The sequence below is a fragment of the Aquabacterium humicola genome (assembly GCF_030167915.1).
Taxonomy (GTDB): domain Bacteria; phylum Pseudomonadota; class Gammaproteobacteria; order Burkholderiales; family Burkholderiaceae_C; genus Pseudaquabacterium; species Pseudaquabacterium humicola.
On the sequence record NZ_JARGNB010000007.1, the window covers coordinates 93,528 to 119,994 of the forward strand.

A 26,467-nucleotide genomic window follows, 5' to 3' on the forward strand; every position below is an offset into this window, starting at 1 on the left:
CAACACCTGGAGACATCGATGAGCCTCGACCCTTCCCTCTCCCGCCGCCGCGCGCTGCAAGGCCTGGCCGCCGCCGGTGCCGGCGCGTGGCTGCCGATGGCCGGGGCCCAGGACAAGGTGGTGAAGTTCATCCTGCCCAATGCCACCGGCTCGGGCGTGGACGCCATCACCCGCGCGGCGCAGCCGGCGCTCGCCAAGGCGCTGGGCATGCAGGTGATCGTCGACAACCAGCCGGGCGCCGGCGGCATCGTCGGGCTGCAGGCGCTGGCGCGGTCGGCGCCGGACGGCATGACGCTGTCGGTGGTGTCGAACAACGTCGTGATCTTCCCCAGCGTCTACAAGACGCTGCCCTTCAACATGCCGGCGGACTTCACGCCGATCGCCATCTGCGGCTTCACGCCGGTGGTGCTGGTCGTCAACCCGAAGGTGGCGGCGAGCAACGCGAAGGAGTTCACCGCGCTGCTGAAGGCCAAGCCGGGCGAGCTGAACTTCGGCTCCGGCGGCAACGGCACCATCCTGCACCTGGCGTCGGAGATGTACCTCGACGCGGTGGGCGCCAAGGCGCGCCACATCCCGTACAAGGGCGTCGGCCCGATGGTCACCGACCTGATCGGCGGCCAGATCGAGTTCGCCACCGTCGCGCTGCCCAGCGTGCAGCAGCACCTGAAGACCGGCGCGCTGAAGGCCATCGGCGTCGCCACCTCGCAGCGCATCCCGGCCGCGCCCGAGATCCCGACCTTCGTCGAGCAGGGCGTGCCGAGCTATGTGGTCGAGGCCTGGTTCGCGGTGATCGGGCCGAAGGGTCTGCCGGCCGCCGAGGTCAAGCGCGTGCACGACGCGGTGGTGTCGGCGTTCGCGCAGCCGGAGGTCAAGGACGCGATGGCCAAGCAGGGCAACGTGATCAACGTCAGCGCGACCGACTATGCGCAGAACTTCTTCCGGAGCGAGCTGACGAAGTACGCGGCGCTGGTGAAGAAGGCGGGCGTCGAGCTGCAGTAGCCGCGAGCCATCGGTCGGCTTCCGCCTCCTCGTCGGCGCCGCCGAAGGCTTCGACGAGGTGATCGACGAAGGCCCGCGTGCGCGCCGGCAGATGGCGGCGCGTCGGCATGGCGGCGTAGAGCGTCAGCCGGCCGCCGTGCCAGTCGGGCAGCACCCGCTCGAGCCGACCGGCGCGCAATGCCTCGGCGGCCAGGAAGCTGGGCAGTCCGGCGATGCCCAGGCCGGCCTCGGCCGACGCGAGCAGCAGCTCGAGGTGGCTGGTGGCCAGCGCCGGCACCGGCAGCGGCAGGTCGACCACCGGCGCCACGGCCGCTGCCGCCGCAGGCGTGGCCGCTGCCGTGGCCGCTGACTTGTCGCGATAGAGCCGCAGGCCCTGGCGCACCGCGTCGACGGCCGGCAGCAGCGCGACGTGCGGCAGCAGCTCATCGGGCGTGGCCGGCCGGCCCCGGGCATCGAGGTAGCGCGGCGAAGCGCACAGCACGAAGGTCGACACCGCGAGGCGGCGCGCGATGAAGTCGCCCTGCAGCGGCTGCTGGCCGAGCGAGACGATGGACACGTCGAAGTTCGCATCCGCCGCTTCCACCGGCCCCGGCGCCGCGAACTCCAGCGCCAGCTGCGGATGGCGCTCGCGCAGGGCCGGCAGCAGCGGCGCGATGCAATGCACCGCGAAGGCCGGCGGCGCCAGCACGCGCAGGGTGCCGCGGGCCTGCGTGCTGGCGGTGCCCGCTTCGGCGTCGGCCTCGTCCAGCGCGGCGAGGATGCGGCGCGCGTGGGCGAGGTAGGCCTCGCCGGGCTCGGTCAGCGCGAGGCGGCGGGTGGTGCGGTGCAGCAGGCGGGTGGCGAGGTGGGCTTCCAGCTCGCCCAGCGTGCGGGTGACGACAGCCGGCGCCAGGTCGAGCAGGCGTGCCGCGCCGGCGAGGCTGCCCTGGTCCACCACGGCGACGAAGACGCGCAGTGCGCGCAGCTGGTCCATGGCCTGGATTCTTCCACTGCCGTCAAGGCTGCCTTGCGGCGCTGCGGCTGGGTGCGGCGCCGCCCGGTTCCTACAGTGACGGCACTGCTTCAACCCCTGCTGCGAGTGCCCACGATGACCGCCCTGCCCGACCTGCCCGACCTGCCCGACCTGCCCCAGACCCTGCACACCCTGCAGACCCTGCACACCACGCCCGATGCCGCCGGCACCTGGATCTACGACGGCGATGTGCATGCGCTGCGCCACCGTCACGGCGTTGCGCCCCAGCTGTTCCGCTACCAGCGGCGGCTGCGCGAGACACCGTCCGGCCTGGTCGCCTCGCATGTCACGCACGACGCCGCGGCGCCCGACGCGCCGCCGATCATCGTCGAGTCCGCCGTGATGGGCAGCGACTACACGCTGCGCCGCTTCGACGCGGTGAACGCTCAGCAGGGCTACAGCGGCTCGGTGACCGTCGATCGCGAAGGGCGGCGCCTGCAGTTCATCCTGCAGCGCGGCAACCGCACCTGGACCGCGCAGCAGCACATCGACGCCCCGGCGGTCAGCGGTCCGTCGCTGCACGGCCACATCCTGCAGCACTGGGCGCACCTGGCCACCGGCGCCGCCATCGACGTCCGGATGATCGTGCTCGCGCAGCGCACGAGCTACGGCTTCCGCATCCGGCAGGCGCCGCATGCGGCACCCGGCCGCCGCGCCTTTACGATCACGCCGGTGCGCTGGTGGGTGCGGCTGGCGGTGGCGCCGCTGCGGGTGGAGTTCGACGAGGCCACGCGGTGCGTGCTTCGCTACGAGGGCCGCGTGCCGCCGATGCAGCGGCGCGGTGGCGGGTGGCGGGCGCTGGATGCCCGCGTCGACTATGTGCGTCACGCGGCGGTGTACCGGTGAGTGCCGAGCGGCCGTTCCGAAGGCGCTCACCTCCTCGGGGGCCAAGATGAACGAGCGACACGGATCGAAGGAGCGATGAAGGCGATGCGGGACGACGACCGATGGCTGGACCCCTGGCTGCAGACGCTGCGACAGCACGCCGGCGGAAGGCCGGTGCTGGAGCTGGGTTGCGGCGATGGCCGCGACACCGCCGTGCTGGCCGGCGCCGGCTTCGACGTGCAGGCGCTCGACCGCTCCAGCGGTTCGCTGCTGGTCGCGCGCGGGCGGCTGCTGCGACCGGCCGGTGGCGGCCGCGCGCACTTCAGCCGCGGCGACCTGCGCGATCCCTGGCCGCCCGGCCCGTACGGCGCGGTGCTGGCCAGCCTGTCGCTGCACTACTTCGACTGGCCGACCACCGAAACGCTGGTTCAGCGCGTGGCCGGGGCGCTGGCGCCGGGCGGGCTGCTGCTGTGCCGGCTGAACTCGACCGCCGACCACCACTGGGGCGCGAGTGGACATCCGGCGATCGACGGCGACCCGCATTTCCGCCTCGTCGACGGCCAGCCGAAGCGCTTCTTCGACCGCGCCGACGTCCAGCGCCTGTTCGATGCCCGGCACTGGCAGCACCTGGCGCTCGAGGAGCAGGTGATCGACCGCTATGCGCAACCGAAGGCGGCGTGGCTGCTGGCGGCGGTGCCGGCCGGCTGAGGGGCTGCCGCGCCCGTCACGGCGACGCCATCGTCCACTGCAGCAGCAGCGCCCACGCGAGCCACAGCAGCGGCACGGTCCACGCGGCCAGGCGCAGCGCGACGGACGGCATCTCGTGCAGCAGCAGCACGCCGAAAGTCGCCAGCACCGTCGGATCGGGCGCCAGCCCGAACAGCTCGGCCTGCCGCCACGGCCGGCCGAACGCCGGTGCCAGCAGCGGCCAGCCCAGCACCGCGATGCCGACCAGCACGATGCCCGCGTGATGCCGCGGACGGCGCCGATCCACCCGCTGCAGCGCGGGCCTCACCGCCAGCGCCAGCCACACCAGCGCCTGCGCGACGAAGGCGGCCGCGAAGCCCGTTGCCGCCCAGTTGATCGGCGCGAACCAGCGCGCATGGAAGACCAGGCCGACGCTGGCCCACGCGAGCGCCAGCAGCGCGAAGGCGATGCGCGCGCGCGTGCCACCGGCGCGACGGCGCGCCAGCAGTGCCAGCACGACGAGGCCGGCCAGCAGGCCGAGCAGCGGCGCCGGCCAGGTGGCGGCATTCATCAGCTCGAACAGCCGCTGGTAGGTGCGCGGCGAGAACATCAGGAAGTCGGACGGCCGGTAAGTCCACCACTCGCTCATCGGCCGCTCACTTGATGGTTTAGAGCGATGCGATGTGTGCCGCGATGCGCCGCCGCATCGCCTCGTCCGGCATCGGGCCGCGCGCGGCGGCCAGGTTCTGCCGCACGTGCGCCACCTGGCCGGTCGCCGGGATCGCGCAGGTGAGCGCGGGGTGCGAGACGATGAACTTCAGCACCAGCTGCGCCCAGCCGTCGCATTGCAGCTCGGCGGCCCAGGCCGGCAGCGCATGGCGCGCCAGCGCGCGCAGCAGCGCGCCTTCGCGGAAGGGGCGGTTGGCGATCACCGCGATGCCGCGTTCCTGCGCCAGCGGCAGCAGGCGGGCCTCGGCCTCGCGGTCGAGCGGGTTGTAGCTCAGCTGCACGAAGTCCAGCGGCTGCGTGCGCATGATGCGTTCCATCTCGGCATGGCGCCGGCCCTCGGACGTGGTGATGCCGACGTAGCGCAGCCGGCCCGCGGCCTTCATCGCCAGCAGCGCCGGCAGGTGGTCTTCCCAGCCCAGCAGGTTGTGCACCTGCAGCAGGTCGAAGCGCGGCACGCCCCAGAGGCGGCGCGAGGCCTCGATCTGCCCCGGGCCGCGCGCGCCCGATCCGATCCACACCTTGTCGGCCGCGAAGACCCGCGGCAGCCCGCCGATGCGGGCCAGGCCCTCGCCGATCACGGCCTGCGAGGAGCCGTACATCGGCGACGAGTCGATGAGGCGGCCGCCGCCCTCGAGGAAGGCCCGCATCACCTCGGCGCACGCGGTGCGGGACGCGGCGTCGCCGCCGACGTTGAAGGTGATCCAGCTGCCGAGGCCGATCGCCGGGATCGACTCGGCGCTGGACGGGATGCGGCGCTGCGCCGGCGCGGGCTGCGCGACCGCCTCGTCCGCCAACGCGGTGGTGGCCATCAACTGCAGCAGGCGGCGGCGTCGCATGGCGGGGCGGCAGCGGTGTCGAGGCCGTTCAGAGGACGAGCTGCGTCGTCGAGAGCACCTGCTTCAGCCCGATGAATGAGCGGATCTGCCGCACGCCGGGCAACTGCAGCAGCTGCTCGGCATGCAGGCGGTTGAAGCTGTCGTTGTCGCGGGTGCGCAGCAGCATGAAGTAGTCGAACTCGCCGGTGATCACATGGCATTCGAGGCAGCCCGGCACGCCGGCCGCGGCTTTCTCGAAGTCCGCGAACGAGTCGGGTGTCGAGCGGTCGAGCACGACGCCGATCATCACCAGCATACCGGCGTCGAGCCGCCGCGGCTCCAGCAGCGCGACGATGCCGCGGATCCAGCCATTGGCTTTCAGCCGCTCGACGCGGCGCAGGCAGGCCGCGGGACTCAGGTGCACCTTGGCGGCGAGCGCGACGTTCGACAGCGACGCGTCGCGCTGCAGCTGGCGCAGGATGGCACGGTCGGTGCGGTCGAGCTCGGGGGCCGGGGGAGGCGGAGGGGCTGCCGGCATGCTGCGCGGCACGGCAGCCCGGCGCTTCGGCGATGGACGAGATTTTGTTGCGTTCATGGCTTGTTTGGCACAACGAAGGAAGCCGCTTGTCGCGAGATGGTCCGGAAAGCGTGCGTCAAGCGCCGAGATTTTGCAACCATGTTGACCGCCGTGCTGCCTAGCATCGGGGCCTTGCCCTTCGAACCGGAGCCGCCACGATGAACCTCGAGAAATTCCCCCGCCATGCGCTGACCTTCGGCCCCAGCCCGATCCAGCCGCTGAAGCGCCTGTCGGCCGCGCTGGGCGGTGAAGTCGAGCTGTATGCCAAGCGCGAGGACTGCAACTCGGGCCTCGCCTTCGGCGGCAACAAGACCCGCAAGCTCGAATACCTGATCCCGCAGGCGCTGGCGCAGGGTTGCGACACGCTGGTGTCGATCGGCGGCATCCAGTCGAACCAGACGCGCCAGGTGGCGGCGGTGGCCGCCCACCTCGGGATGAAGTGCGTGCTGGTGCAGGAGCACTGGGTCGACCATGACGACGCGGTGTGCGACCGCGTCGGCAACATCCAGATGTCGCGCATCCTCGGCGCCGACGTGCGCCTGGACGCCGCGGGCTTCGACATCGGCATCCGGCCGAGCTGGGAGCGCGCGATGGACGACGTCAAGCGCGCCGGGGGCAAGCCCTTTCCGATCCCGGCCGGCTGCTCGGAGCATCCGCTCGGCGGTCTCGGTTATGTCGGCTTCGCCGAAGAAGTGCGCGCGCAGGAAGCCGCGATGGGGCTGCGCTTCGACTACATCGTCGTCTGCTCGGTCACCGGCAGCACGCAGGCCGGCATGGTGGTCGGTTTCGCGGCAGATGGCCGTGCCGACAAGGTGATCGGCATCGACGCCTCGGCGACGCCCGAGCAGACGCATGCGCAGATCCTGCGCATCGCGCAGTCGACCGCGCAGCTGGTCGAGCTGGGGCGCGACATCGTCGCGTCCGACGTGGTGCTCGACACCCGCTACGCCGCGCCCGCCTACGGCCTGCCGAGCCAGCAGACGCTGGAGGCGATCCGCCTGTGCGCGCGCACCGAGGGCATGCTGACCGACCCGGTGTACGAGGGCAAGTCCATGCAGGGCCTGATCGACAAGGTCAAGCGCGGCGAGTTTCCCGCGGGCTCGAAGGTGCTGTACGCGCACCTGGGCGGCGTGCCGGCGCTGAACGCCTACAGCTTCCTGTTCCGTAACGGCTGAAAGACGCGGCACTGGCCGCCGAGCCGCGAGCGACGCGACAGGGCCGCCGGGCGTGGCGGCCTGGTCCGCGTCAGCCCGCGTCCGCCGCCGCCGGCCGCGCGCCCATGCGGCTGGACAAGGCCGCCGCGCATGCGATCAGGGCCCTCGCCGCGGCGCCGTCGCGCGAGGGCTCCAGCGTCGCGCTCGGCCCGATCGCCGTCAGCGCGAGCACCATCTCGCCGAAGCCGTCGAACACCGGCGCGGCCAGTGCGGTGACGCCGCGCACCGTGCCGTCGACGATGGCGGCGAAACGTTCCTCGTGGATGCGGGCGAGCTCGTCGTCGAAGGCGGCGTCGATGCGCACCGCCTTGCCGGCTTCGGCACGCAGCGCGGCGAGCACCTGCTCGCGCGGCATGAAGGCGGCGAAGAGCCGGCCCGACGCGGTGCCGCGCACCGACACCACGGTGCCGTGGCGCATGTTCACGTGCACCGCGGTCGGGCCTTCTTCCAGCCGCACGAAGGTGGGACCGCGGTTGCCCCAGATCGCGATGCCCACCGTCTGCCCGACCGCCAGCGCCAGCGCCGGCAGCTCGGCGCTGGCCAGGCGGATCGGGTCGGTCTGCTGCAGGCCGATCAGCCCCAGCTGCAGCGCCAGCGCGCCCAGGCCGTAGCGGCCGCTGGCCGCGTCCTGCTCGATCAGGCGCAGCTTGCCGAAGCTCACCAGGTAGGGGTGGGCCTTGGCTGGCGTCATGTCGGCCTCGCGCGCCAGGTCCTTCAGCGCCATCGGACGGCCGTGGTGTACCAGCGCCAGCAGCAACCGGCCGCCGACCTCGATGCTCTGGATGCCGCGGGAGCCGCGCTCGCCATCGTCTTCGGTGCTGTCCATTGCCGCTGCCTCACCCCTTCGGTACTTTCACTTAACAAAATCGATTCGACATTATCGAACCGGTTGATTATCATCAACCGACTTTCACATAGCCTAACGCGTTCGTCATGAGCAAAACCTTTGCCAGCCAGGCCGACCTGGAAGAAAAGCAGGTCAGCTTCACCAAGCTGTCCGACAACGCCTATGCGTACACCGCGGAAGGAGACCCCAACACCGGGGTCATCGTCGGCGACGACGCGGTGATGGTGATCGACACGCAAGCCACCCCGGTGATGGCGCAGGACGTGGTGCGCCGCATCCGCGAGGTCACCGACAAGCCGATCCGGTACGTGGTGCTGAGCCACTACCACGCGGTGCGCGTGCTCGGCGCGTCGGGTTATGCGCCGCAGCACATCATCGCCAGCCGCGACACCTACGACCTGATCGTCGAACGCGGCGAGCAGGACAAGGCCAGCGAGATCGGCCGCTTCCCGCGCCTGTTCCGCAACGTCGAATCGGTGCCGCCGGGCCTGACCTGGCCGACCATCACCTTCGAGGGCCGGATGTCGATCTGGCTGGGCAAGCTCGAGGTGCAGCTGATCCAGCTCGGCCGCGGCCACACCAAGGGCGACACGGTGGCCTGGCTGCCCGCGCAGAAGATCCTGTTCTCGGGCGACCTCGTCGAGTTCGACGCCACGCCCTATGCCGGCGACGCCTACTTCAAGGACTGGCCGCAGACGCTGGACAAGCTTGCCGCGCTGCAGCCGCGCGCGCTGGTGCCCGGGCGCGGCGCGGCGCTGACGACGCCGGAGGCGGTGGCCCAGGGCCTGGCCGGCACACGATCGTTCATCGCCGACATGCATGCCAGCGTGCAGGCCGGCGTCGCCGCGGGCAAGGACCTCAACACCGTCTATCGCGAGACGTACGCGGCCCTGAAGCCGAAGTACGGCCACTGGGTGATCTTCGACCACTGTCTGCCGTTCGACGTCACGCGCTGCTTCGACGAGGTGTCGCAGTACCCCGATCCGCGCATCTGGACCGCCGAGCGCGACGTCGCGATGTGGAAAGCCCTCGAATCCTGAGGGCCGGGGCTGCTGCCGTCGTGGACTACCAGACCCTCACCTTCCCGTACCGCCGCTCGCCCGACCAGGACGCGGCGTCGCCCGTCCGCCATCCGGTGGTCGTGGTCGGCGCCGGCCCGGTGGGCTTCAGCGTCGCGATCGACCTCGCCCAGCGCGGGCAGCCGGTCGTGCTGCTGGACAACGACGACAAGCTGTCCGCCGGCTCGCGCGCCATCTGCTTCGCCAAGCGCACGCTGGAGATCTTCGATCGCCTCGGTGTCGGCCAGCGCATGGTCGACAAGGGCGTGTCGTGGAACCTCGGCCGCGTGTTCTTCCACGACGAGCAGGTCTACGAGTTCAACCTGCTGCCCGAGACCGGGCACGAGCGTCCGGCGTTCATCAACCTGCAGCAGTACTACGTCGAGGGCTACCTGGCCGAACGTGCGGCCGAGCTGCCGCTGATCGACCTGCGCTGGCGCCACGCCGTCAGCGGCGTCGAGCAGCGTGAGGACGGCGCACGCCTGACGGTCGACACGCCGGACGGCCCGTACACGCTCGATGCCGACTGGCTGATCGCCTGCGACGGCTCGCGTTCGTCGGTGCGCCAGCTGATCGGCCAGGAAAGCCACGGCCGCACCTTCAAGGACCGTTTCCTGATCGCCGACGTGCGCATGCAGGCGGACTTCCCTGCCGAAAGGTGGTTCTGGTTCGACCCGCCCTTCCATCCCGGCCAGAGCGTGCCCGGCGGGCGAAGCACGCCCAGCAGCGTGCTGTTGCACCGCCAGCCCGACAACGTCTGGCGCATCGACTTCCAGCTCGGCTGGGACGCGAACCCGGACGAGGAGAAGCAGCCCGAGCGCATCGTTCCGCGCGTGAAGGCCCTGCTGGCCGCGTCGGGCAATCCGGCGCTGCGCGACGCCGAGTTCACGCTGGAATGGGCCAGCGTCTACACCTTCTCGTGCCTGCGCATGGACAGCTTCCGCCATGGCCGCGTGCTCTTCGCCGGCGACTCGGCGCATGGCGTGTCGCCGTTCGGCGCGCGCGGCGCGAACTCCGGCGTGCAGGATGCCGAGAACCTGGCGTGGAAGCTCGACGCGGTGCTGCGCGGCGCGGCGCCGGATGCGCTGCTGGACAGCTACGCGGCCGAGCGCGCGTACGCGGCCGACGAGAACATCCTGAACTCGACCCGCGCCACCGACTTCATCACGCCGAAGAGCGAGATCAGCCGCGTCTTCCGCGACGCGGTGCTGCAGCTGTCGCGACGGCATGCCTTCGCGCGCACGCTGGTCAACAGCGGCCGGCTGTCGGTGCCGGCGACCCTGCACGGCTCGGCGCTGAGCACGCCCGACCGCGAGGCCTTCGCCGGCCGGCTGGTGCCCGGCGCACCGGCGGTCGATGCCCCGCTGCAGGATGCGGCCGGCGCACCGACCTGGCTGCTGCGCCAGCTCGGCGACGGCTTCACGCTGCTGATGGGCGCGGGGCCCGGCATCTCGCGCCTGGCCGACGAGCTGCGGAACGCCGCCGAAGGGCTGGCGCCGCTCACCTGGCGTGTCATCGGCCCGCCGGGCTCGGACGCGCCGCTGGTCGACAGCGACGGCTGCGTCGCGCAACGCTACGACCTGCAGCCGGGCGGCGCGGTGCTGCTGCGGCCCGACCACCACGTCTGCGCGCGCTGGCGCACACCCGACGGCGATGCGCTGCGCGCCGCGCTGCGGCGGGCGTTGGCACTCACCTGATGGCCGAGGACCGCATGAGCGAACAACACCTGATCACCACGCCGCGCCTGGAGGCGCCGGACGACTTCTATGAAGCGCTGATCGACGCGCACCGCGGCCTCGATGCCGCGCAGAGCCAGGCGCTGAACGCCCGCCTCGTGCTCCTGCTCGCGAACCACATCGGCTCGCTGGCCGTGCTGCGCGAAGCGCTGCAGGCGGCGCGCGACGCAGCCTGAACCTTTCACCTTCCACCCTCCCGACCTGGATCGACACGCCATGAGCGACTCCACCCGCCGCTACCAGAGCGGCTTCGGCAACGAACACGCCACCGAGGCCGTGCCCGGCGCCCTGCCGCAGGGCCGCAACAGCCCGCAGCGCGCGCCGTTCGCGCTGTACCCGGAGCTGATCTCCGGCACCGCGTTCACCGCGCCGCGCGCGGAGAACCGCCGCACCTGGCTGTACCGGCGCCAGCCGTCGGTGGTCAGCGGCGCCTATGCGCCCTACGCGCAGCCGCACTGGCTGACCGGCGCGGCCGCCGGCACGGTGCTGCCGCCCGAACCGCTGCGTTGGGGGCCGTTCCAGATCCCCGACGCGCCGGCGGACTTCGTCGACGGGCTGCACACGGTCGCGGCCAACGGCGATGCCGAGGCGCAATCCGGCATCGGCGCGTTGGTGTACCTGGCGAACCGATCGATGGGGCGGCGCGCGCTGGTCAACGCCGACGGCGAGCTGCTGATCGTGCCGCAGCAGGGGCGACTCGTGATAACGACCGAAATGGGCGTGCTCGACGTGAAGCCGGGCGAGATCGCGCTGGTGCCGCGCGGCGTCGTCTTCAAGGTGGAGCTGCCCGACGGCGCCTCCCGCGGTTATGTCTGCGAGAACTACGGCGCGCAGTTCCGCCTGCCCGAGCTGGGCCCGATCGGCTCCAACGGCCTCGCGAACCCGCGCGACTTCCAGGCCCCGGTGGCGGCCTACGAAGACACCGGCGGCGCCTACGAGCTCATCAAGAAGTTCGGCGGCCGCTTCTGGCGCGCGACGATGCCGCAGTCGCCGTTCAACGTGGTCGCCTGGCACGGCAACCTGACGCCGCTGAAGTACGACACCGCGAACTTCATGACGATCGGCTCGATCAGCTTCGACCATCCCGATCCGTCGATCTTCACCGTTCTGACCTCGCCCAGCGACACGCCTGGCACCGCGAACTGCGATTTCGTGATCTTCCCGCCGCGCTGGATGGTGGCCGAGGACACCTTCCGCCCGCCCTGGTACCACCGCAACCTGATGAGCGAGTTCATGGGCCTGGTCTACGGCCAGTACGACGCCAAGCCCGAGGGCTTCCGGCCCGGCGGCGCGTCGCTGCACAACTGCATGGTGCCGCACGGCCCCGATGAAGAGGCCTTCGAGAAGGCCAGCAGCACGCCGCTGCAGCCGCACAAGCTGGACAACACGCTGGCCTTCATGTTCGAGAGCCGCCTGCGCTTCGTGCCGACCGCTTTCGCGATGAACGGCGGTGCGCTCGATGCCGCGTACGCGCAATGCTGGCAGGGCCTGAAGGACCAGTTCACGACGAAGGGCGGCGCATGAGCAACACCCTCATCGACGCGACGCACGACCCCGCGCTGCGCAGCTGGGTCGCCTCCGCCAACGAGGCGGACACCGATTTCCCGATCCAGAACCTGCCGTTCGGGCGCTTCAAGCGCCGAAAGGCCGACGAGCCGTTCCGCATCGGCGTCGCGATCGGCGACCAGGTGCTGGACCTGAAGCTGGCGGCCGCGCAGTGCCCCTGGCCGACCGAGGTGTCGCGGCTGCTCGAGCCGCTGGCCGGCGGCGACCTGAATGCCTTCATGGACCTCGGCCCCGCCGCACGTCGCACGCTGCGTGCCGCGCTGTCGCAGGCGCTGGCCGAAGGCAGCGAGCAGGGGCCCTTCCTCGAGCTGTGCCTGGTGCCGCAGGCCGAGGTCGAGCTTGCCGTGCCCTGCCGCATCGGCGACTACACCGACTTCTACACCGGCATCCACCACGCGACGACCGTCGGCAAGCTGTTCCGGCCGGACAACCCGCTGCTGCCGAACTACAAGTGGGTGCCCATCGGCTACCACGGCCGCGGCTCGTCGATCGTGCCCAGCGGCACGCCCTTCCGACGTCCGCTCGGCCAGATGAAGGGCCCGGACGATGCGGCGCCGGTGCACGGCCCGTGCCGCCGGCTCGATTGGGAGCTGGAGCTCGGTGCTTTCGTTGGCGGCGGCAATGCGCTGGGCGAGCCGATCGGCATTCAGCGCGCGGAGGACCACCTCTTCGGCCTGGTGCTGCTGAACGACTGGTCGGCGCGCGACGTGCAGGCCTGGGAATACCAGCCGCTGGGCCCGTTCCTGTCGAAGAGCTTCGCCTCGACGATCTCGCCCTGGATCGTCACCGCCGAGGCGCTAGCGCCCTTCCGCGTGCCCTTCGAGCGGCCTGCGGGCGATCCGCAGCCGCTGCCCTACCTTGACAGCGAAGCGAATCGCGCCAGCGGCGGGCTGGACCTGGTGCTGGAGGTGTGGCTGCAGACCGCCGCGATGCGCGAGGCCGGGCTGCCGCACCAGAAGCTGATGGCGTCGAACTTCCGCGATTCGTACTGGACGCTGGCGCAGCTGATCACGCACCACGCGAGCAACGGCTGCAACCTCTCCAGCGGCGACCTGCTCGGCTCGGGCACGCAATCGGGTCCCGAGGCCGGCCAGGGCGGTTCGCTGCTCGAGTTGACCTCCGGCGGCAAGCAGCCGCTGATCCTCGCCAACGGCGAGACGCGCAGCTTCCTGCAGGACGGCGACAGCGTGCGCCTGCGCGCCTACGGGCAGCGCGACGGCGTGCGCCGCATCGGCTTCGGCGACTGCGAGGGCACGGTGCTGCCCTCGCCCGCGGCCGACCGCTGACGCCAGCCGCGCTGGTCAGCGCAGCACCTGCCAGCGCCGGTCGGCCTGCTGGCAGGCGCTGGCGCGCCAGCGTTCGGTGGCGCCGTTGCGTGTGGCGTCGACCAGGAATTCGCCGCAGGTGCCGTGGTCGCCGGCGAAGCTGCTGACGGGGGTGACGACGAAGTCGTGGCCGCGCGCGCCGGTCCAGCGGCCGGGGCCGCCCTGGGGTTTTTCGATCACCGCGCCGAGCCGGCGCAGGTCGGCGTCGTCCATCGCGGCAGCCACCGCCGCCGCCGCGGCCGCGCCGGTCAACGAGCGGGTGTAGAGCGCGGGGGCCGACGGCTTCGCCGGCGCGCTGTCGGACGCCGAGGGGGACGAACCGCAGCCGGACAACGCCGCGGCGAGGGCAGCGGCGAGCACAGGCAGGAACAGGAAGACCGGGCGCACGGACATCGGGACAGGGGAATCGGGCTGCGGGGCGCCGATGCTACGCCGGCAACGGGGTCTTCGGAAGAAATGGGCCCGCGCTCGCGTACACCGCTCACTCGTCCTTCTCCCCACCCACCACAAGGAGTGATCCATGGCCCGAGGTTTGCGCGTGACCCTGTCGTCGGTTCTTGTCCTGGCCGTCCCGTTCGGCATCGTCGCCTGTGCCGGCATGGCCGGCGGCGGCAGCGGCGGCGGCTCCGGTCCGTTCAGCTTCTTCGTCACCAGCACCGGCACCGGCAACGGTGCGAACCTCGGCGGGCTGACGGGCGCCGACCAGCACTGCCAGTCGCTCGCGGCGGCGGCAGGCGCCGGCGGCCAGACCTGGCGCGCCTACCTCAGCACGCAGGCCAGGGACGGCGCGGCCACCGTCAACGCGCGCGACCGCATCGGCAAGGGGCCTTGGTACAACAAGAAGGGCGAGCTGATCGCGCGCGACGTCGAGCACCTGCACAGCGCATCGAACAACATCGCCAAGGCGACCGCGCTGAACGAGAAGGGCGAGGTGGTCAGCGGCCGCGGCGACACGCCGAACCGGCACGACATCCTGACCGGCTCGCGCAGCGACGGCAACGCGTTCTCGCCCAACGACCCCGACATGACCTGCGGCAACTGGACGCGCAGCGGCGCCGAGGGTGCGGTGATGGTCGGCCACCACGACAAGATCGGCCCGACCGGCGACCCGTGGGCGACCTCGTGGAACTCGTCGCACCAGTCGCGCGGCGGCTGCAGCCTGCCGGCGCTGAAGGGCACCGGCGGCGACGGGCTGCTGTACTGCTTCGCAGCCCAGTGATTGGCCCACCCCCGGAGCGCCTTCGGCGAGGCCCCCTCGGCCTTCGGCCTCTCCCCCTCAAGGGGGGCGAGCCCGGACGTGGAAGCGCAGCTTCCACGCCTGGCGAGCGGTCGGGCCGCAAGGCCCGACGCGGCCTGCAAGGCCCCCAGCGGCCCGGCAGAGCCGGTTCCGCGGCGGCCGCTTGGACTGGCGTGCGATAGATCGATCTATTCAAAAACCATTCATATACCATTCATGGATGTCGGCTGCCAACAGGTGAAGAAGGTGCCGAACATCCATTCATGAATCTTCTCGAGTCCGACCGCCTGGCGGTACTCGCCGAACTGCAGGCGCGGGGCGGCGTCGCCAGCTCGGCCGAGCTGCAGGCGGCGCTGGGCAAGAGCCAGCCGACGCTGTCGCGGCTGCTGGCCGGGCTGTCGTCGCAGGTGCTGCCGCTTGGCCGCGGCCGGCGCACCCGCTACGGGCTGGCGCGGCCGATGCTGGGCCGCCCGGCGCAGCAGCCGCTGTGGTGGATCGATGCCAGCGGCGTGCCGCATCGCCTGGGTACGCTGAGCCTGCTGGGCGACGGTCGCCGGCTGCACGTCGGCGGCGAGCTGCTCGACGACCTGCAGCACGATCGGCTGCCGTGGTACTTGGCGCCGCTGCGGCCCCAGGGCTTCCTCGGCCGCCTGCTCGCGCAGCGCCTGGCGCCCGCGGGCCTCGAGGCGAATCCCGAGCGCTGGACGCTGGAGATGCAGCTCTTCGCCGCGCTGCAGCTGCACGACGCGCCGGGTGCGATCGTGCTCGGCGACAGTGCCGGTGACACCGCGGCGCACCACCGCCTGCCGGCCGAGCCGGCGCACGCGGCCCCGGCCCTGGACGCGCTGGCCGAGGACGTCGCGCGCACGCTGCCCGCGGGCTCGTCGGCCGGCGGCGAGCAGCCGAAGTTCCTGGTGCGCGACCACGACGGCACCGCGCTGGTCGTCAAGTTCACGCCGCAGCGCGGCACGCCCTTCGGCGAGCGCTGGCATGACCTGCTGCACGCCGAGACGCTGGCGGCGACGGTGCTCGCAGGGCACGGCGTGCCGGTCGCGGCCGCCCGCCTCGTGGAATCGGCGCGGCGCAGCTACCTGCTGTCGCCGCGCTTCGACCGTGTCGGCACCACCGGCCGCCGCCATGCGGTGGCCGTCGCGGCGGTGCACGAGGGCTTGCTCGGTGGTCCGTATGGCGGCTGGGCGTCCAGTTGCGAAGCGCTGGCCGCGCAGGGCCGGCTCTCGGCCGAGGACGCCGCGCGCGCACGGGCCTTGTTCGCGTTCGGGCGCCTGATCGGCAACACCGACATGCACGGGGGCAACCTGAGCCTGTACGTCGAGCGCGATGTCCTGGCCGATCCGTCCTTCACGCTGGCGCCGCTCTACGACATGCTGCCGATGCGCTGGCGCCCGGACGCGCTGGCCGGTGGTGCCGCGGACTACGCGCCGTTCGAGCCCGATGCCGTCAGCGCGGCGGGACCGGCGCGTCCGGTCGCGCAGGCGTTCTGGCAGCGGCTGGCCGCGCATCCGCGCGTGTCGAAGGCCTTGCGCGCGGTCGCCGCGACGATGGAGCGCCGCCTGGACGCCTGAGCGTCAACGCGCGGGCTGGTGCAGGTCCAGCGCCAGCACCTCCTCGCCGTTGTCGACGTCGCCGGTGAAGACGAAGCCGAGCGATTCGTAGAACGGCCGCGGCGTGCCGGGGCCCGGCACGCAGGAGGTGTAGAAGCGCTCCAGCGTCGGGTGCGTGCGCCGCACGTGCTCGATCACCAGGCGCAGCGCCGCGCGGCCATAGCCGTGGCGCTTGTGCTTCGCGTCGACCATCAGCCGCCACAGCCCGACCTCGGGCTCGGCCGGCGGCTCGGGCAGCAGCGCGCTGTCGTCGATCATCACGAAGCCGACCAGTTCCTCGTCGGCATAGATCGCGCGGAACCAGGCGTTGGGATGGAAGTGCGCCTGCGCGATCGAGATCGCGTTGGGCGCGACGAAGCCGGGCGGCTCGGCGGTCAGCTTGCACACCGGGATGACGGTGTCGGCGGTGATTTCGCGCAGGCTCACGGTGCGGGTGGTCTCGGGCATCGTTCGTTTCCTCCTTCAGGGCCGTCAGACGAGCAGCGCGACGATGAACACGCCGATCATCATGAAGGCGATCACCACCTTGGCGATCATGCCCAGCATGATGCCGACCCAGGTGGCGACCCCGACCTTCACCGCGCGGCCGTGGTCCTTCTGCGCCAGGTATTCGCCGATCGCCGCGCCGACCAGCGGCATGAAGAACACGCCGACCAGCCCCATCAGCAGGCCGGCCACCGTGCCGATCGCCGCCCCGAGCAGCGCGAGCTTGCTCGCGCCCGCCTTCTTCGCGCCCATCAGGCCGGCCACGTAGTCGAGCACCCAGGCGACCACGGCCAGCACCGCGACCACCGTCACGCTCGGCCAGCCGACGCGCGTGAAGCCGTCGATCCAGGCGCCGAGCACGATGCCGGCGAGCACGAACAAGGTGCCGGGCAGCGCCGGCAGCACCGTGCCGGCCACGCCGAGCGCGATCAGCGCGACGCTGAGAATCCACCAGAGCACGTCCATGCTCATGAGGTCGCCGGCCCTTCCGCCGAGGCCGGCAGCGCCGCTTCGAGCCACGGCAGCAGCGCATCGAAGGCCTGGCCCAGCGCCTGCGACAGCGCCTGCGCGGCGGCCGCCGAGTCGCCGCGTTCGACCGCCACGTCGGCGTCGAAGCGGCGCTTGGCGATGCGCTGGCGCTGGCGGCGGTCGATCAGCTCGGCGCCCAGCATCACCTTCGCGCGACCGGGGCTGACGCTCACATCGTGGTACAGCGCGTCGATCGTCAGCGCCAGCAGCCAGTCGGCGCGCAGCGGGTCGCCGAGCACGCCGACCGCGCCGGCCACCAGGCGCGCCTCCAGCCGGCGCTGCAGCAGCCGCGGCACCTGGCGCACCGGGCGTTCGGTCCACGAGGCCAGCTGGTAGTAGGCGAACTGGTGCGGCTTCGGCGAGTAGGCGATCGACGCGGTCTCGGCCAGCGCATCGCCCGGCAGCGCCTGGATCAGCAGCGCCGGCACCAGCGGCTTCGTGCGGCGCTCGACGGGACGCGAGCCTTCGTCGTGCAGGCCATGGTAGGCATGCGCGGGCGCATCCTGGCCGATGTCGACCGACACGCAGGCAGGCAGGCAGGCCGGCAGCAGCGGCAGCAGCGCGAACAACGAACGGCGGGTGGGGCTCACTTCAGGCTTTCTCCAGGACCGAGTTGGCGCTTCGCCGGCCCGAGCAGCGCGGCGCGGGGCTCGTGCAGGCGTTCGAGCACGCGGGTGGCCGCATCGATCGAGACGCGCAGCTCGGCGGCGGTGGATTCGAGGCGGTCGTCGGCATTCGCGGCGACGGCTTCCAGCCGCTTCGCGGTGGCCACCGTCTGCTGCTGCAGGCCGTCGGTGGCCTTGGCCAGCTGCGCCAGGGCCTGGCGCGCTTCGGCCAGCGTGCGTTCGACCTCGACCAGCGTCGTGTCCAGCCGCGCGCCGCCGCGTTCGGCGACTGAGGCGATGCGTTCGCTGACGCCGCCGATGCGTTCGGCCGCGCCGCCGACCTCGCCCGCCGCCTTGCCCACCTGCTGCAGCGTGCCGTCCAGCGTCTGCAGCCGGCCGTTCAGACCGGCGGTCAGGGTGCGCAGGTTGCGCACGGTGCCCATCAACGCGTCGCGGTTATCGGCCTGCAGCAGCTGGTTCAGGTTGGCCAGCACCTGGCTGGCCATCTCGCCGACCTGATTGACGCGGCCGGTGATCTCCTCGAGGTTCGAGCGGCCTTCGGCGATCACCGGGTAACGCTCGCCCGGCGGCACCTCGGTCAGCGGCGCGCCCTGCGGGTCGGCATTGACCAGCGAGATCCAGGCGATGCCGGTCAGCAGGTTGCGCGAAACGATCGCGACGGTGTTGCTGCGCACCGGCGCCTTGCGATGGATGCGGATGTCGACGCTGACGCGGTTGTCGGTGTTGTCGGCCAGCGCGTAGTCCTCGACCCGGCCGACCTTGATGCCGCGCAGCTCGACGTCGGCGCCGATCTGCAAGCCTTCGAGCGACTGGTGCTCGAAGTGGATGGTGTAGTGCGTGAAGTCGCGCTGCGCACCCACGTTGCGCAGCCACACCAGCGTGCCGACCAGCGCGGCCACCAGCAGCAACACCGCCGCACCCACCCAGGTGTAGCGCGCTTCAGCTTCCATTGCTCTCTCCTGCGCCGATCATCCTACGAACCGAGAAGTAGTCGCGGATCCACGGGTCGTCGACCGCCATCACGTCCGCGACGCGGCCATCGGCGATCACCTGGCCGCGCGCCAGCACGATCAGCCGCTCGACGACGCCCAGCAGCGTGTCGAGGTCGTGCGTGACCAGGAACACCGTCAGCCCGAGGTCGTCGACCAGCGAGCGCACCAGGCGGTCGAAGCCGCGCGCGGTGATGGGGTCGAGGCCCGAGGTCGGCTCGTCGAGGAACAGGATCTCGGGCTCCAGCGCGATCGCGCGGGCGATCGCGGCGCGCTTGCGCATGCCGCCGGAGATCTCGCTCGGCCGCTTGGCCGCGGCATCGGGCGGCAGCCCGGCCTGCTCCAGCCGCAGCGCGACCAGCGCGTCGATGGTGGCCTGCGACAACGTGGTGTGCTCGTGCAGCGGCACCGCGACGTTCTGCGCGATCGTCAGCGACGAGAACAGCGCGCCGTCCTGGAACAGCATGCCGAAGCGCTGTCGCACCGCATCGCGTTCGGCTTCGGTCGACGCCCACATGTCGGTGCCCAGCAGCCGGATGCGGCCGGCGGTCGGCCGGTGCAGGCCGATCATTTCGCGCAGCAGCACCGACTTGCCGGTGCCGCTGCCGCCGATCAGCGCGACCAGCGTGCCGCGCTGCACGGTGAAGCTGACGCCGTCGTGCACGCGCTGCGCACCGAAGGCGCTGACGATGCCGTCGACCTCGATCACAGGCCCCTCGGTGGTGGTGTTCACAGGTCCAGCCCCTGCAGCACGACCGCCGCGATGGCGTCGATCACGATCACTGCGACGATCGCCTGCACCACGGTCGAGGTCGTCGCCAGACCCACCGCACGCGTATCGCGCCCCACCGTCATGCCCATGCGCGTGCCGATCAGCGCGATCGCCAGCGCGAACAGCGGCGCCTTGCCCAGGCCGATCAGCACATGGCGCAGCTCCAGCGCCTCGCGCAGGCGCGCCAGGAAGGCCGTCGGCCCGAGGTCGAGCATCGGCCGCGCGATGGCCATCGAGCCGGCGATCGCCGCGGCGTCGCCGACGAACACCAGCAGCGGCAGCACGAACATCAGCGCCAGCACGCGCGGCATCACCAGCACCTGGTCGGGTGACAAGCCGAGCGTGCGGATCGCATCGATCTCCTCGGCCAGCCGCATCGCCCCCAGCTGCGCGGCGAACGCGGCGCCGGAGCGGCCGGCGACGATCACCGCCACGATGATCGGCACCAGCTCGCGCGTCGCGCCGATGCCGACACCATCGACGACGAAGATGTGCGCGCCGTACTTCTCGGCCTGCAGCCCGAGCAGGTAGGTGAAGACCAGCCCGATCAGCGCGCTGACCAGCATCACGACCGGCACCGCGTCCAGGCCGGACTGTTCGATCTGCACCACCAGCTCGCGCATGCGCAGCCGGCGCGGCGCCCGCAGCAGCTCGCCGAAGGCCAGCACCACGCGGCCGAAGAACTGCAGGTGCCCGAGCAGCAGCGTACCGACCTCCGCGCCGTGGTGCCCGAAGCGCGACAGCGGATTCGACCGCCGCGCCGGGCGTGCCGGCGGCGGCACGGTGCGCGCACGCAGCGGCGCCAGGATGCGCTCGTGCGCCGGCGCGAAACCTTCGAAGCGCGGCGGCGTCTCGCCCAGCGCGCGCAGCAGCACCAGCGCCGCGGCGCTGTCGAGCTCGGTCAGCGCGCTGCCGTCGACCGCCGCCGGCGGTTCCTGCACCTCGCGCAGCGCGGCCTCGATCGCCACCAGGCGCGCCAGCCGCCACGCGCCGGACAGGCACAGCACGCGGCCGCGTTCATCGGTGGTCAGCGTCAGCAGCGGGGGGTTCGGGGTGTCGCGGTCAGCGGCAGGCATGGGGGCGTATTGGAGCGCATTGCGGCGCCGGGCCCGAAGCGCGTGCGCACGACATTCAGGCGGTGGCGGGGATCTCGAACTGCTGCACCGTGCCGTGCCACCAGCCTTCGGTGACCTCCAGCTCGACGAACGCGCCGGCGGTCAGCTCGCCGATCACGCGGCGCCAGAAGGCCCGCGCCGCGACGTTGCCCGGGACCTGGCCCACTTCCCAGCAGCCCGGATGGCTGCGGAAGACGTGTTCGGCCAGCCGCCGCCCCGCGCCGCTGCGCCGCCAGCGCCGGTGGATGAAGAACTGCTCCATCCAGGCGCCCTCCTGGCGCGTCACCAGGGCCGGCGCGACGAGCGCGAAGCCGACGGGCTGCGGGCCGTCGAACGCGATGTGCGCATGGAATCGTTCACCGAGCCGGTGGCGCGACAGGTTGTAGCCATAGCGGCCCTGCGGATCCATCTCCTGCGGCCAGAGTTCGCACAGGTCGTACTGGTACAGCTCCAGCAGTTGCGCCAGCGCGGGGTAGTCCTCGGCGAGCGCCCGGCGGCACTGCAGCGCTTCACTCATCCCGCTCGTACAGCTGCCCGAACTTCGCCGCCTCGATCGCGTAGGCGTCGCTGCCGTCCTCGTTGTTCGAGACCAGGAAGTCGCCCTTCGCGTACGCGGTGTGCCCTTCCTTGGTCGCGACCTGGCCGTCCTCGGTGGCTTCTTCGGCCCAGACGCAGCCGGTCTTCACGTAGGAACCGCGCTGCTGCTCGCGGTAGGTCTTCGCGAAGGTGTCGGCATCGACGGTGTAGACGTCGCCGTCGTTGTCGACCAGCCAGTCGCCGGCCTTGCAGCGCTGGTCGCGTTTCCACTTGAAGTAGCTGAAGCCGGGCATGTCGAGCTTCAGCTGAATGGCGATGACGGGGGTGCCGGGCTTGCGGCGGTAGCGGTGGCGGGCCATGGGGACTCCTGCTGATGGCCACGAGCTTACTGCGCGTGCGGCGGGCCGCTTGAAGGTCCGCCGACAAACTGGCGATTGACGCCGCGCGGGTTTCGCGCTGCACTTCGCGCCGGTGACCGGCCTCGCCCACGGGGCCGGGCGCCGACACCATGCTCAGCCTCACGCTGCTGCCCGCCGCGCACGGCGACGCGCTGTGGATCGAATACGGTCCGGCGCGTGGCCGGCGCCGGCTGTTGATCGACGCCGGCCCGGCGCACACCTACCCGGCGCTGCAGGCGCGGCTGGAGAAGCTGAAGCCCGCGCAGCGCCGGTTCGAGCTGGTCGTCGTCAGCCACATCGATGCCGACCACATCGACGGCGCGCTGATCCTGCTGCAGGACCGGGCGCGGCTGCAGCTGCAGATCGGCGAGGTGTGGTTCAACACCTGGGCGCACCTGCCGGCGCATGCGCGCGACGACTTCGCGCCGCTGCAGGGGGAGTTCCTCGGCGCGCTGATCGGCCTCGATGCGGCACTGGCGCAGACCCTGAACAAGCGCTTCGATCGCAAGGCGGTGGTCGTGCCACCCCCGCCGGCCGACACCACGGCGCCGGTGCCGCCGCTGCCGGTGGTCGAGCTGGCCGGCGGCGCACGCTTGACGCTGCTGGGGCCGAACCCGCCGGACCTGCGGCGGCTGCGCGCGCGCTGGAGCGCGGCGATCCGCGACTTCACCCCCGGCGACGCCGAAGAAGCGAAGCGCCGCCTGCTCGAGCGCCGCGAGTACCGGCCGCCGACCGGTCCGGCGGTGTTCGCCGCGCGCGCCTACGGCGACGACCGCGCGCCGGCCAACGGTTCGAGCATCTCGCTGCTGCTCGAAGTGCACGGCCAGGCCGTGCTGCTGGCTGCCGACGCGCATGCGCGCACGCTGGCCGCGAACCTCGCGCGGCTTTGCGCCGAACGCGGCGTGTCGCGGCTGAAGCTCGATGCGGTGAAGCTGCCGCACCACGGCAGCATGGGCAACGTCAACATCGACTGGCTGTCGCGCGTGGATTGCGACCGCTGGCTGGTCTCGACCAACGGCGCGGTGTTCGGTCACCCCGACGTGCAGACGGCCGAGCTGGTCGCGCGCTGCATGCCCGCGGGCAAGCGCGCGGCATTCCACTGCAACTACCGCAGCGAGACGACGGAGCGCCTGCAGGACGGCGCGGCGGCCGGCGGCTGGTCGGTGGTCTACCCGCCGAAGAACGCGGCCGCGGGTCGCGCCGGCGAAGGCCTGACGCTGGAGCTGCGATGAGCGTCGTGCCGAACGCCCCCGACGACGGCGATGGCGCGGGCGGCAGCGAGTTCGAGCCCTTCGACGTCATGATCAGCCTCGGCCCCGAGGGCCTGCCGTGGCTGTCCGCGCAGTCCAGCGCCGGCTTCGTGCACGGCATTCCGCGGCGCGATCCGGCGCTGCCCGCGCTCGACGAGCTGCTCGACCTCGTCTGGGACTATGCCGACGCGATCGCCTTCGCCGAGCCCGAGCCGGCGCCGGAGCTCGCCGCGCACCTGAGGACGCTGGTCTTCGGCGACGAGATGGTGGTGCAGCTGTTCCAGGCCACGCGCGGCATCGCCGCCGACCGGCGCCGCAAGATCCTGTTCCGCGTGCTGGCGTCGCCGCACCTCGCGGCGCTGCCGTGGGAGCTGCTGCCGGACCCGATCGCGCCGCCGACGCCGCAGCAGCCGCGTTTCCTGGCGCTGGCGCCGGACGTGCAGGTGGTGCGCCAGGCGCGCGGACGCAGCTATTCGTCGCGGCCGCGCACGGTGCGCCCGCCGCTGCACCTGCTGCTGGTGCTGTCGAGCCCGCGGTTTTCCGCCGACCAGGAGGGCGGGCACGAGTTCGACGTCTTCGAGGTCAAGCGCAGCCTGCTCGCCGAGCTGGCGCCGCTGCAGCGCGCGGGGCTGCTCGAGGTCGACGTCGAGGACCGGCCGACGATCGACCGGCTGCGCCGGCGCATCGCGTCGCGGCCGCGCGGCTACCACGTCTTCCACTACGTCGGCCATGCGCTGCCCGACGAGCTGATCCTCGAGGACGACGGCGGCCACGCGCTGGAGGTCGAGAGCCAGCGCCTGGTCGAGCTGCTGCGGCTGTGCCCGGACCTGCGGCTGGCGATCTTCGCCGGCTGCGAGACCGCGCGCGCCCGCGACGATCCGCTGGCCTTCGGCAAGGACACGGCGGTCGGCTGGCGCGACCTGCTGAGCCTGGCCGACCGCTGCGTGCAGGGCGCCTGCCCGATCGTCATCGGCATGCAGGCGGTGCTGCCGCTGACCACGGAGCGCGTCTTCACCCGCTACCTCTACCAGGGCCTGGCATCGGGCTACTCGGTGGTCGATGCGCTGCGCATCGCGCGCGGCGCGGTGCACGGCGATCCGCGCCACGGCTCGCTGCTGCTCGACTGGTCGGTGCCGGTGCTCTTCGTCGGCGGCGAGGAGCCCGGCCCGCTGCTGCCGCGCGGCGCGGTGGCGCAGCCGGTCGAGGCGCCCCGGCGCATCGAGCTGAAGCTGGGCCTGCGCACGCAGGGCGGCCGCTTCCTGGCGCGCGACCTCGCGCTGCGCCAGGTGGTCGAGATCCTCGGCGGCAGCGCACGCGAGCGGGTGGTCGCGATCACCGGACCCACCGGCACCGGCAAATCGACGCTGGTCGAGCGCGCGATCGAGGAGCTGCCGCCGGAGATCGGCATCGTGCTGTGCGTGCATGCGCGCACGATCGCGCCGGCGCTGGACGAAGCCTGCACCGCCGCCGAGAGCGCGCAGGGGCCGGACGTCGACGCGCTGTTCGCGCTGCCGGCCGATGGCCTGGTGCTGAAGATGGCCGGCTTCGTCGAGGAGCTGCTGGCGCGCGCCGGCGCGCGGCCCGCGCGGCAGCCCGAATGGACCGCGCTGGAATGGTGGGAACGCCTGGTCGGCGAGCTGGCGCGCTGGCGCTGCGTCATCGCCATCGACGAGGTCGGCCAGATCGACGTGCTGCAGCGCGGCCTGCTGCGCGCGGCCGTCGGGCTGTGGCTGCGCGAGCTGATCGTGCGCCGCCGCGGCGAGGCCGACGCGCCGCGCATCGAGCAGGACCTGGAGGTGCTGCTGGCGCGCGTGCAGCTGATGCTGGAGGATGCCGAGTGGCCGGGCGAGCACGACGACGGCGATCCGCAGCACGGCCTCGGCGATGGCCTGGCGCAGCTGGCCGAACGCCTGGCCGGGCTGCCGCGCCGGCTGCAGGGCCAGCTCGCCGACGCGCTCGGGCAGGTGCTGCTGGATGTCTCGGCGCCCGACGACGCGATGGCCGGGCTGGCCCGCCGCGCCGGCGACGATGCCGCCCGCGCGAGCTTCGAGCAGCGCTTCGAGCGCCTCGCGCGCCAGCTCGCCGGCAGCGTCGACATCGCGGTCATCGTGCGGCTGATCGAGCACCTCGAGGCGATGCGCCGCGCATCGGTGGCCGCGCTGCAGCTGCTGGTCGACCGGCGCGGGCTGATCCGCGTCGCGCTGGTGGCGCCGCATTCGCTGCGCGGCTTCGTCGAGCTCGATCGCGACGAGCTGTTCGAGCTGCGCCTGGCGCACCTGACCTGGAGCGACACCTGGCGCTGGATCCGCCGCAGCCTGCCGGGGCTGCTGCGCTACGGCGAGGACTTCCTGTCGCGCCAGTGGATGCGCCTGGGTGCGCGCGCCGAGCTGTGGGAAGAGCTCGAGCGCCGCGTGATCCGCCAGCGCGGCGGCGTGATCGACCTGGAGCGCGAGGTGCAGCAGATCGTGCCGCCGACGCTGCCGGCGCAGATGAACGCGCGGCCGGCGCAGCGCTGGCGGCGCGGCGAGCGGCCCTTGCGCATCGCGGTGGCCGGCCCGCACCTGATCGGCCCGGCCGAGACCGCGGCGGCGCTGACGCAGACCGCCATCAGCCACGGCGTCGCCGGCCGCGTGGTCTCCGACGGGCTCGCCGAAGGCGCGCTGGCGATGGTCGTCGACGAGCCGATGCCCTTCGACGACGACGGCAGCATCGCCGAGTCGCAGGTGCTGGCTTGGCTGGAGCGGCTGTTCCGCAGCCGGCCCGACGTGGTGCTGCTGGACTACGGCCAGGAAGTGCCGGTGGGCGAGCTGCCGGCCTTCCAGCGCTCGGACTACCAGGCCCACCTGCTGCGCGGCATGGCGCACCGCAGCCTCCTGATCGGCGCCGGCGGCAACGAGGGCGCGGGGGCGTCGACCGCGCCGGTGCCGGGGGCCTACAGCCCGGTGCTGCAGATCGGCGCGGCCAGCGGCGAGGGCGTGGTGCGGCGCTACGCCAGCTGGTCGGCGCGGCTGGGCAAGCCGGACCTCTTCATGGACGACGACCTCGACAACACGCCGCTGGCCGGCGCGCTGCGGCGGCCGATGGGGGCCGACCCGGCGCAGCCCGGCGCGCCGGTGCCGCTGCGCGGCAGCAGCTTCGCGGCCCTGCACGCGGTGGCCGCGGCGGTGCTGGCCTGGTCGCTGCTGCCGACGCTGACGCCGCTGGGCGTGCGCCGCCTGCTCGAAGCTGCCGCGCGCCCTGCCGGCCGGCGCGGCCAGGCCTTCCTGAGCATCGACGCCGCGGTGGACCTGGCGCGCCGGCGCCTAGTCGAGCGCGCGCTGCGCTCCGGCCCCTGCACGCTGGCGACGCTGAACGCGCTGACCGGCATCGAGCCGCCGCAGCTGCTGCAGACCCTGCGCGCCCTCGGGCCGCGGGTCGTGCTGAACCAGGCCGGACGGCTGGAGCGCTACGAATGGGTGTGACCATGCCGCCGCAGCCCTGTCAGGAACGCGCCGTCTGGCGCGACTGACCTGTCAGC

At 72.3% G+C, this 26,467-nt stretch carries 27 protein-coding genes; 13 read left to right on the forward strand and 14 right to left on the reverse strand.

Going from position 1 to position 26,467, the window contains the following annotated elements; translation table 11 throughout:
* Nucleotides 1-18: 18 nt before the first annotated feature.
* Nucleotides 19-999, forward strand: a complete 981-nt coding sequence (locus P1K89_RS25630) for a Bug family tripartite tricarboxylate transporter substrate binding protein (RefSeq protein ID WP_284619374.1) — start codon at nucleotides 19-21, stop codon at nucleotides 997-999.
* On the opposite strand, the gene P1K89_RS25635 is transcribed toward P1K89_RS25630, so the two are convergent.
* A complete protein-coding gene (locus P1K89_RS25635; protein ID WP_284619375.1) occupies nucleotides 908-1,972 on the reverse strand; it encodes a LysR family transcriptional regulator in 1,065 nt (354 codons plus the stop codon). The two genes, P1K89_RS25630 and P1K89_RS25635, sit on opposite strands and share 92 nt — an antisense overlap.
* Before the next feature lie 114 nt (nucleotides 1,973-2,086).
* Here P1K89_RS25635 and P1K89_RS25640 point away from each other — a divergent pair, with 114 nt between their 5' ends.
* Together P1K89_RS25640 and P1K89_RS25645 are read left to right on the forward strand one after the other, a co-directional pair.
* Nucleotides 2,087-2,857 (forward strand): hypothetical protein, encoded by a 771-nt coding sequence (locus P1K89_RS25640; RefSeq protein ID WP_284619376.1) that lies wholly within the window; start codon nucleotides 2,087-2,089, stop codon nucleotides 2,855-2,857.
* Between the two features lie 75 nt (nucleotides 2,858-2,932).
* Nucleotides 2,933-3,544 (forward strand): class I SAM-dependent methyltransferase, encoded by a 612-nt coding sequence (locus P1K89_RS25645; protein WP_284619377.1) that lies wholly within the window; start codon nucleotides 2,933-2,935, stop codon nucleotides 3,542-3,544.
* Between the two features lie 16 nt (nucleotides 3,545-3,560).
* Here the strand turns inward: P1K89_RS25645 and P1K89_RS25650 are convergent, their stop codons facing one another.
* From P1K89_RS25650 to P1K89_RS25660, 3 genes are read right to left on the reverse strand one after another with little or no spacing between them, the layout of a single operon-like run.
* Nucleotides 3,561-4,172: a DUF6064 family protein gene (locus P1K89_RS25650; RefSeq protein ID WP_284619378.1), complete on the reverse strand. Its 612-nt coding sequence runs from the start codon at nucleotides 4,170-4,172 to the stop codon at nucleotides 3,561-3,563.
* A 19-nt stretch (nucleotides 4,173-4,191) separates the two neighbouring features.
* Nucleotides 4,192-5,088: an aldo/keto reductase gene (locus tag P1K89_RS25655; protein ID WP_284619379.1), complete on the reverse strand. Its 897-nt coding sequence runs from the start codon at nucleotides 5,086-5,088 to the stop codon at nucleotides 4,192-4,194.
* Between the two features lie 28 nt (nucleotides 5,089-5,116).
* Nucleotides 5,117-5,605 carry an Lrp/AsnC family transcriptional regulator gene (locus P1K89_RS25660; RefSeq protein WP_284619380.1) on the reverse strand — a complete coding sequence of 163 codons (489 nt, stop codon included), beginning with the start codon at nucleotides 5,603-5,605 and terminating at the stop codon, nucleotides 5,117-5,119.
* A gap of 197 nt (nucleotides 5,606-5,802) precedes the next feature.
* On the opposite strand from P1K89_RS25660, the gene P1K89_RS25665 reads away from it, so the two are divergent.
* Nucleotides 5,803-6,819: a 1-aminocyclopropane-1-carboxylate deaminase gene (locus tag P1K89_RS25665; RefSeq protein ID WP_284619381.1), complete on the forward strand. Its 1,017-nt coding sequence runs from the start codon at nucleotides 5,803-5,805 to the stop codon at nucleotides 6,817-6,819.
* Between the two features lie 70 nt (nucleotides 6,820-6,889).
* Here P1K89_RS25665 and P1K89_RS25670 read toward each other — a convergent pair whose 3' ends face one another.
* Nucleotides 6,890-7,684: an IclR family transcriptional regulator gene (locus P1K89_RS25670; protein WP_284619382.1), complete on the reverse strand. Its 795-nt coding sequence runs from the start codon at nucleotides 7,682-7,684 to the stop codon at nucleotides 6,890-6,892.
* A gap of 107 nt (nucleotides 7,685-7,791) precedes the next feature.
* On the opposite strand from P1K89_RS25670, the gene P1K89_RS25675 reads away from it, so the two are divergent.
* From P1K89_RS25675 to fahA, 5 genes are read left to right on the forward strand one after another with little or no spacing between them, the layout of a single operon-like run.
* Nucleotides 7,792-8,745, forward strand: coding sequence for an MBL fold metallo-hydrolase (locus tag P1K89_RS25675; RefSeq protein WP_284619383.1), 954 nt, complete (start codon nucleotides 7,792-7,794; stop codon nucleotides 8,743-8,745).
* On the forward strand, nucleotides 8,724-10,460 hold the full coding sequence (locus P1K89_RS25680) for an FAD-dependent oxidoreductase (RefSeq protein ID WP_439898033.1): 1,737 nt from the start codon (nucleotides 8,724-8,726) through the stop codon (nucleotides 10,458-10,460). The genes P1K89_RS25675 and P1K89_RS25680 overlap by 22 nt, the downstream gene beginning before the upstream one ends.
* Before the next feature lie 14 nt (nucleotides 10,461-10,474).
* Nucleotides 10,475-10,675 (forward strand): DUF2783 domain-containing protein, encoded by a 201-nt coding sequence (locus tag P1K89_RS25685; RefSeq protein ID WP_284619385.1) that lies wholly within the window; start codon nucleotides 10,475-10,477, stop codon nucleotides 10,673-10,675.
* 40 nt (nucleotides 10,676-10,715) lie between these two features.
* Nucleotides 10,716-12,023, forward strand: coding sequence for a homogentisate 1,2-dioxygenase (hmgA, locus tag P1K89_RS25690; RefSeq protein ID WP_284619386.1), 1,308 nt, complete (start codon nucleotides 10,716-10,718; stop codon nucleotides 12,021-12,023).
* On the forward strand, nucleotides 12,020-13,351 hold the full coding sequence (fahA, locus tag P1K89_RS25695) for a fumarylacetoacetase (protein ID WP_284619387.1): 1,332 nt from the start codon (nucleotides 12,020-12,022) through the stop codon (nucleotides 13,349-13,351). The genes hmgA and fahA overlap by 4 nt, the downstream gene beginning before the upstream one ends.
* A gap of 15 nt (nucleotides 13,352-13,366) precedes the next feature.
* Here the strand turns inward: fahA and P1K89_RS25700 are convergent, their stop codons facing one another.
* The gene (locus P1K89_RS25700) at nucleotides 13,367-13,783 is read right to left on the reverse strand and encodes a hypothetical protein (protein ID WP_284619388.1); all 417 of its coding nucleotides are present in this window, start codon (nucleotides 13,781-13,783) and stop codon (nucleotides 13,367-13,369) included.
* 127 nt (nucleotides 13,784-13,910) lie between these two features.
* Between P1K89_RS25700 and P1K89_RS25705 the strand changes: the two genes are divergently transcribed.
* Together P1K89_RS25705 and P1K89_RS25710 are read left to right on the forward strand one after the other, a co-directional pair.
* Nucleotides 13,911-14,609, forward strand: a complete 699-nt coding sequence (locus P1K89_RS25705) for a hypothetical protein (protein WP_284619389.1) — start codon at nucleotides 13,911-13,913, stop codon at nucleotides 14,607-14,609.
* Nucleotides 14,610-14,890: 281 nt separating this feature from the next.
* A complete protein-coding gene (locus P1K89_RS25710; protein WP_284619390.1) occupies nucleotides 14,891-16,210 on the forward strand; it encodes a HipA domain-containing protein in 1,320 nt (439 codons plus the stop codon).
* A 3-nt stretch (nucleotides 16,211-16,213) separates the two neighbouring features.
* On the opposite strand, the gene P1K89_RS25715 is transcribed toward P1K89_RS25710, so the two are convergent.
* The 8 genes from P1K89_RS25715 to P1K89_RS25750 are packed head-to-tail and all read right to left on the reverse strand — an operon-like array spanning nucleotide 16,214 to nucleotide 21,661.
* Nucleotides 16,214-16,696 carry a GNAT family N-acetyltransferase gene (locus P1K89_RS25715; RefSeq protein ID WP_284619391.1) on the reverse strand — a complete coding sequence of 161 codons (483 nt, stop codon included), beginning with the start codon at nucleotides 16,694-16,696 and terminating at the stop codon, nucleotides 16,214-16,216.
* Between the two features lie 24 nt (nucleotides 16,697-16,720).
* Nucleotides 16,721-17,206, reverse strand: coding sequence for a DUF456 domain-containing protein (locus P1K89_RS25720; RefSeq protein ID WP_284619392.1), 486 nt, complete (start codon nucleotides 17,204-17,206; stop codon nucleotides 16,721-16,723).
* Nucleotides 17,203-17,853: an ABC-type transport auxiliary lipoprotein family protein gene (locus P1K89_RS25725; protein ID WP_284619393.1), complete on the reverse strand. Its 651-nt coding sequence runs from the start codon at nucleotides 17,851-17,853 to the stop codon at nucleotides 17,203-17,205. Before P1K89_RS25725 ends, P1K89_RS25720 begins: the two co-directional genes overlap by 4 nt.
* Nucleotides 17,850-18,839 (reverse strand): MlaD family protein, encoded by a 990-nt coding sequence (locus P1K89_RS25730; RefSeq protein ID WP_284619394.1) that lies wholly within the window; start codon nucleotides 18,837-18,839, stop codon nucleotides 17,850-17,852. Before P1K89_RS25730 ends, P1K89_RS25725 begins: the two co-directional genes overlap by 4 nt.
* The gene (locus tag P1K89_RS25735; RefSeq protein ID WP_284619395.1) at nucleotides 18,829-19,611 is read right to left on the reverse strand and encodes an ABC transporter ATP-binding protein; all 783 of its coding nucleotides are present in this window, start codon (nucleotides 19,609-19,611) and stop codon (nucleotides 18,829-18,831) included. Before P1K89_RS25735 ends, P1K89_RS25730 begins: the two co-directional genes overlap by 11 nt.
* Entirely contained in the window at nucleotides 19,608-20,726 is a 1,119-nt protein-coding gene (locus P1K89_RS25740) for an MlaE family ABC transporter permease (RefSeq protein ID WP_284619396.1), read from the reverse strand. The genes P1K89_RS25735 and P1K89_RS25740 overlap by 4 nt, the downstream gene beginning before the upstream one ends.
* A gap of 55 nt (nucleotides 20,727-20,781) precedes the next feature.
* Entirely contained in the window at nucleotides 20,782-21,282 is a 501-nt protein-coding gene (locus P1K89_RS25745) for a GNAT family N-acetyltransferase (protein ID WP_284619397.1), read from the reverse strand.
* The gene (locus P1K89_RS25750; protein WP_284619398.1) at nucleotides 21,275-21,661 is read right to left on the reverse strand and encodes a hypothetical protein; all 387 of its coding nucleotides are present in this window, start codon (nucleotides 21,659-21,661) and stop codon (nucleotides 21,275-21,277) included. Before P1K89_RS25750 ends, P1K89_RS25745 begins: the two co-directional genes overlap by 8 nt.
* Before the next feature lie 149 nt (nucleotides 21,662-21,810).
* Between P1K89_RS25750 and P1K89_RS25755 the strand changes: the two genes are divergently transcribed.
* The gene (locus P1K89_RS25755) at nucleotides 21,811-22,932 is read left to right on the forward strand and encodes a ComEC/Rec2 family competence protein (protein ID WP_284619399.1); all 1,122 of its coding nucleotides are present in this window, start codon (nucleotides 21,811-21,813) and stop codon (nucleotides 22,930-22,932) included.
* A complete protein-coding gene (locus P1K89_RS25760; protein WP_284619400.1) occupies nucleotides 22,929-26,411 on the forward strand; it encodes a CHAT domain-containing protein in 3,483 nt (1,160 codons plus the stop codon). The genes P1K89_RS25755 and P1K89_RS25760 overlap by 4 nt, the downstream gene beginning before the upstream one ends.
* The last annotated feature ends 56 nt before the right edge of the window (nucleotides 26,412-26,467 follow it).

Coding starts and splice junctions, on each gene's coding strand:
- P1K89_RS25630 (WP_284619374.1), top strand. CDS start 19: ATGAGCCTCGACCCTTCCCTCTCCCGCCGCCGCGCGCTGCAAGGCCTG.
- P1K89_RS25635 (WP_284619375.1), bottom strand. CDS start 1,972: ATGGACCAGCTGCGCGCACTGCGCGTCTTCGTCGCCGTGGTGGACCAG.
- P1K89_RS25640 (WP_284619376.1), top strand. CDS start 2,087: ATGACCGCCCTGCCCGACCTGCCCGACCTGCCCGACCTGCCCCAGACC.
- P1K89_RS25645 (WP_284619377.1), top strand. CDS start 2,933: ATGAAGGCGATGCGGGACGACGACCGATGGCTGGACCCCTGGCTGCAG.
- P1K89_RS25650 (WP_284619378.1), bottom strand. CDS start 4,172: ATGAGCGAGTGGTGGACTTACCGGCCGTCCGACTTCCTGATGTTCTCG.
- P1K89_RS25655 (WP_284619379.1), bottom strand. CDS start 5,088: ATGCGACGCCGCCGCCTGCTGCAGTTGATGGCCACCACCGCGTTGGCG.
- P1K89_RS25660 (WP_284619380.1), bottom strand. CDS start 5,605: ATGCCGGCAGCCCCTCCGCCTCCCCCGGCCCCCGAGCTCGACCGCACC.
- P1K89_RS25665 (WP_284619381.1), top strand. CDS start 5,803: ATGAACCTCGAGAAATTCCCCCGCCATGCGCTGACCTTCGGCCCCAGC.
- P1K89_RS25670 (WP_284619382.1), bottom strand. CDS start 7,684: ATGGACAGCACCGAAGACGATGGCGAGCGCGGCTCCCGCGGCATCCAG.
- P1K89_RS25675 (WP_284619383.1), top strand. CDS start 7,792: ATGAGCAAAACCTTTGCCAGCCAGGCCGACCTGGAAGAAAAGCAGGTC.
- P1K89_RS25685 (WP_284619385.1), top strand. CDS start 10,475: ATGAGCGAACAACACCTGATCACCACGCCGCGCCTGGAGGCGCCGGAC.
- hmgA (WP_284619386.1), top strand. CDS start 10,716: ATGAGCGACTCCACCCGCCGCTACCAGAGCGGCTTCGGCAACGAACAC.
- fahA (WP_284619387.1), top strand. CDS start 12,020: ATGAGCAACACCCTCATCGACGCGACGCACGACCCCGCGCTGCGCAGC.
- P1K89_RS25700 (WP_284619388.1), bottom strand. CDS start 13,783: ATGTCCGTGCGCCCGGTCTTCCTGTTCCTGCCTGTGCTCGCCGCTGCC.
- P1K89_RS25705 (WP_284619389.1), top strand. CDS start 13,911: ATGGCCCGAGGTTTGCGCGTGACCCTGTCGTCGGTTCTTGTCCTGGCC.
- P1K89_RS25710 (WP_284619390.1), top strand. CDS start 14,891: ATGAATCTTCTCGAGTCCGACCGCCTGGCGGTACTCGCCGAACTGCAG.
- P1K89_RS25715 (WP_284619391.1), bottom strand. CDS start 16,696: ATGCCCGAGACCACCCGCACCGTGAGCCTGCGCGAAATCACCGCCGAC.
- P1K89_RS25720 (WP_284619392.1), bottom strand. CDS start 17,206: ATGAGCATGGACGTGCTCTGGTGGATTCTCAGCGTCGCGCTGATCGCG.
- P1K89_RS25730 (WP_284619394.1), bottom strand. CDS start 18,839: ATGGAAGCTGAAGCGCGCTACACCTGGGTGGGTGCGGCGGTGTTGCTG.
- P1K89_RS25740 (WP_284619396.1), bottom strand. CDS start 20,726: ATGCCTGCCGCTGACCGCGACACCCCGAACCCCCCGCTGCTGACGCTG.
- P1K89_RS25745 (WP_284619397.1), bottom strand. CDS start 21,282: ATGAGTGAAGCGCTGCAGTGCCGCCGGGCGCTCGCCGAGGACTACCCC.
- P1K89_RS25750 (WP_284619398.1), bottom strand. CDS start 21,661: ATGGCCCGCCACCGCTACCGCCGCAAGCCCGGCACCCCCGTCATCGCC.
- P1K89_RS25755 (WP_284619399.1), top strand. CDS start 21,811: ATGCTCAGCCTCACGCTGCTGCCCGCCGCGCACGGCGACGCGCTGTGG.
- P1K89_RS25760 (WP_284619400.1), top strand. CDS start 22,929: ATGAGCGTCGTGCCGAACGCCCCCGACGACGGCGATGGCGCGGGCGGC.